The sequence below is a fragment of the Paenibacillus campi genome (assembly GCF_034659835.1).
Lineage (GTDB): Bacteria > Bacillota > Bacilli > Paenibacillales > Paenibacillaceae > Saccharibacillus > Saccharibacillus campi.
On record NZ_JAXSQZ010000019.1, the window covers coordinates 1 to 4,939 of the forward strand.

General features: G+C 47.5%; 2 protein-coding genes. Both read right to left on the bottom strand.

Annotated elements, in window-relative coordinates:
- Positions 1-2,756, bottom strand: a 2,756-nt coding sequence (locus U1I11_RS21550) for a DUF4073 domain-containing protein (protein ID WP_322908146.1), incomplete at its 3' end; no start/stop codon positions are given.
- A gap of 371 nt (positions 2,757-3,127) precedes the next feature.
- A partial coding sequence (locus tag U1I11_RS21555; RefSeq protein WP_322908147.1) for an S-layer homology domain-containing protein occupies positions 3,128-4,939 on the bottom strand: 1,812 nt, incomplete at its 5' end.

A 4,939-nucleotide genomic window follows, 5' to 3' on the forward strand; every position in this document is an offset into this window, starting at 1 on the left:
GTGCCGTACCAGCTGCTTGCGGATACGTCTTTAAACTGGCTTGCACCGCTCGTTGACAATGTGCCATAACTGCGCTCATACAGACGACCCATGACTGCCGCAAACATCGCGCGCGTCATGCCTTTGTTCGGTGCAAATTTACCGTCCCCAGTGCCCAGGAAAATTTCACGATCGGCGACAAAGCTCACCGGTGCGGCTGCCCAGCCTCCGTTCACATCGGAGAATGAGTACGCGTTTGGCTGGAACAGTACTTCTTTACCCACTGGTGCGATATATTTCATCGTTCCATTGATCGTCGTTGCAAAGCCGATAAATACTTTTTGGTTACCGTCCATATAGTACGGCAAGCCTTCGCTGCTTGGCGTTGTAACTGCTGTTTTGACAAACACCACTTTCACCGTGTGCGCTGCACTGACATTTGTAAAGGTGTACGTGCTGACCGCGCCTACGCTTTTACCGTCGATGATCACGTCTTGAATGCTGTAACCTGCATCCGGTGTAAATGTTAGCGTTTGGTTGCTGCCTTTCAGGACAGTGGACAAACTTGCCGGGCTAATCGTGCCACCTGCGGATGGAGCCAGCGTAAAGGCAAATGTGGAAGTCGCCGTTCCGCCACCTGTCGTAAAGCCACCCCCGCCGCCGCTACCAATGACGGTTTGGCTACCCGCAGCGATCGCATAGGTCGAGAAGTTTTGCGACCAGATAATGAGCTGTTTACGATCCGGGCTGACCATAAAGCCTTCGGAGCTTGAACCACTTGTGCTGTAGGGCAACGAAGACATCCATTGTGCCACACCATTATGATAACGATACACTGCCACATTGCTTTGGCTCGTGGAATCATACGGCACGACAATTTGCAGTAAGTTGCCGACCGTTGGAATCGTCGTTGTCGTAGACACATTGGCAGCTGTCGTTGTCGTTTTAACCAATGTCAGATCGAGATACAGATTGATCGTTTGTCCATTTGCCAGCTTTTGCAGAGCTGCTGCACCTGGTGCAGTCGCCGCAGTTTGTTGCTGTACATCCATTGTGATATTGACTTTACCGCCATTGCTGATCAATTGCTGATCGGCTAATGTGAAACTGAGCGAGTCTTGAAGCAAAGAAGTCAAGCCGCCAACGGCAACATTCGGTGTACCGCTACCATTAATTTGTACCTGGGTATTCGTGTTGCCCGACGGCAAAATAATCGTTTGCGCGAACGTATAGTCCCCATTGTTCACAATTACGATATACGTAGCGATGCGACCCGCTTTGGTCACGACCAGATTGTATGCACCGTTACTAATACCGGATAGTTTAAAATTGCCATACGTATCGGTTACGACCGCTGCGCCAACTGCTGTATTGCCTTGATACAGTTGCACATTCGCACCGACTACCGAATTAGATGCATTTCCGTTCAACTCGATCACAGTGCCAAGCACACTGTGGCTTGTTGAAGGATAGAAGTTGAGCGTTGTCGCATCACTCGTAAGTGATACCGGTTGTAAGCTGGCTGCATATCTTACTTTTACCATATGGGTGCCGCTCAGCTGTGGTGGATTGGTTGGCGAATATGCAGTCCAGCTGCCGCCATCGATGGAATATTCCATACCGCTCGTTATGCCAACAATCGTATCCAATGTATCATTTGCCGTTACCGTTGGCGCGGCAGGACGCGCGGGAATCGTCAGCAACTGTGGACTACTATCTGTCGATACATTCGCGGTACCTGTTTTGACAATGCTAAGATTACTGTTAATCCAGCTCGTCTGGAGTGGAATCGTTCCGTTAGCATCAGCTATATACGTATTTCCATTAACTGTATACTTGGCATTAGGGACAAGACCGATCAATGTTTCAGTGAGCGGATTCAAAGCCGCCGTCGGAGTCGTTTCCTTAGACAATTGCGACAATTGATATACATATTGCGTACTGCCTGATAACGGTTGTGTTAATGGCGGATTCAATGTAATCAATGAACCGGATGTAATAAAGCTGGCAATCGTATTTGGGCTTGGATCGCTAAAGGAATTGGAAGTGAAGTAGCCCCCCGTAATGTTCCAATACTTGGCATCCAGTGTAGACGCACTCCAGATCATCGCGGCATTCGGGTCTTTCGTACCGATATATCCACCGGAAATCGTGCCATACACACCTGATACTGCGGCAATAGCTTCCGAACCAACTGAATTGGCGCTGCCATACACCATGCCTCCGCTAATATTAAAATGTGCACCCACTTGATCTGCGTAAATTCCCTGTCCAGTACCAAGCAGTGCGCCGGATTTCAAATTCAATGTACCATCGGTATGGATGTTAACTGCGGAGCCGGTGCCGCCGTAGCTGTTTTGCAAATCAATCGAACCTTGTGGATGAGGATGTGTAGTCGAAGGGCTGTCCTGTATATTCATCGTACCTGCCATGATTTCGATCGTTGCACCGTCACCACCATCCATCATACCTGGTGGCGCTTGGCGAATCAGATTATATCCGTACAAATCCAGCGTGACCGTCGTATTGGAACTGTTGTACTGGATTGCATTATCAGCAATACTAAGATTAATATCACTCAACAATCCGATCGTATCGCCGTTACTAGCTGCGTTGATCGCAGATTGAAGATCAGAATAATCAGTGTTGGTATTCACATTGTGAGCAACTGGTGGCAAATTAGCATGCGCCTGATGTGGCGGAATTACTCCTACTATTAATAAAATAGTCAAACACATCATTGTAATACGATTTCTCAACTGCTTCTGATGCCTCATTTCATCGCCTCCGAATAGATGTAACTTCTCTTTGTGTACAGCTTTGCCGAATATTATGGTGTATATGTATACATCTCATAATAGAACAGCATACCCTTTTGACTAATGGTCATATAATCATTTACTACTTAAGACACATTTTAAATGTTAGCAAATACAAAACACTTACAAATCCAGCCTAAAACGTAATTAAAATTGCCTATTTGTATAACATGTTTAAATTTTTCAGAAATATATATCAAATAAGCACAATAACGCAATGCTAGCTATTCTATTGTTCCGAATAAAAGACGACCTTACCCACCATGCGCATTGGGAAAGGTCGCCTTTAATCTGGTTCTAGTTAATCATCGAACAACGTCATGGTCATATTATTGAGCTGCTTGTGCAACGACCAGCTCGATAAAGCGCTCCACTACCGCTGCTGTTTCCGCACGCGTCGCTGTCTGTTTTGGCGCAAATTGCGTAGTGCTGCGTCCGTTCAGGATTTCTGTTTGTGCAAAAAATTGAACGGCTGGTTTTGCCCATGCTCCGATGCTGCCTGCATCTTTAAACGTCAACTTTTGATCGGTATTGATCGTATTGTTCACTTTCATGAACGAAGCAAAGCGATACAGCAGTGCTGCCATTTCTTCGCGTGTGATGTTGCGGTTTGGTTCGAATGATGTGTCGCTCATCCCTTTGATAATGCCGTTTTGCGCTGCCCAGTTTACATAGGTGCCGTACCAGCTGCTTGCAGATGCGTCGTTAAACTGGCTTGCACCGCTCGTTGACAATGTGCCATAACTGCGCTCGTACAGTCGACCCATGACTGCCGCAAACATCGCGCGCGTCATGCCTTTGTTCGGTGAAAATTTACCGTCCCCAGTGCCGAGGAAGATTTCACGATCGGCGACAAAACTCACCGGTGCGGCTGCCCAGCCTCCGTTCACATCAGAGAATGAGTACGCGTTTGGCTGGAACAGTACTTCTTTACCCGTTGGTGCGATATATTTCATCGTTCCATTGATCGTCGTTGCAAAGCCGATAAATATTTTTTGGTTACCGTCCATATAGTACGGTAAGCCTTCGCTGCTTGTATTGTCTGTCGGCGTTGTTGTTGCCGTTTTCGCAAATACGACTTTGATCGTATGCGCTGCACTTATATTCGTAAACGTATACGTGCTGACCGCGCCTACGCTTTTACCGTCGATGATCACGTCTTGAATGCTGTACCCTGCATCCGGTGTAAACGTTAGCGTTTGGTTGCTGCCTTGCAGGACAGTAGACAAACTTGCCGGGCTAATCGTGCCGCCTGCGGACGGAGCCAGCGTAAAGGCAAATGTGGAAGTCGCCGTTCCGCCACCTGTCGTAAAGCCACCCCCGCCGCCGCTACCAATGACGGTTTGGCTACCCGCAGCGATCGCATAGGTCGAGAAGTTTTGCGACCAGATAATGAGCTGTTTACGATCCGGGCTGACCATAAAGCCTTCGGAGCTTGAACCACTTGTGCTGTAGGGCAACGAAGACATCCATTGTGCCACACCATTATGATAACGATACACTGCCACATTGCTTTGACTCGTGGAATCATACGGCACGACAATTTGCAGTAAGTTGCCGACCGTTGGAATCGTCGTTGTCGTAGATACATTGGCGGCTGTCGTTGTCGTTTTAACCAATGTCAGATCGAGATACAGATTGATCGTTTGTCCATTTGCCAGCTTTTGCAGAGCTGCTGCACCTGGTGCAGCGGTAGCATCCTGTTTTTGTGCAACTAACGCAATATTGACTTTACCGCCATTGGTAATGATTTGCTGATCATTCGCCGTAAATGCATTCGCATCCTGGAACAGATCATTCAATCCACCGACAACGACATTCGGTGTACTATTACCGCTAATTTGTACCTGACTGTTTGTATTGCCCAACGACAAGAGCAGATTTTGTCCGCCAAAATTATAATTGCCGTTGTTGATCGTCACGAGAAACGTGGAAATTCGTCCGCTTTTAGTTATAACCAAATTGTAGGTGCCGTTGCTTACACCGGTCATCGTGAAATTTCCGTACGCATCGGTCACTACCGTATTGGCGATTGCCATATTGCCTTGATACAGTTGCACATTCGCATAGGTTACGGCTGTGACTGTATTTCCATTCGGTTCCACTACCGTTCCCGTTACGTTATAACCTGCCGACGGTGT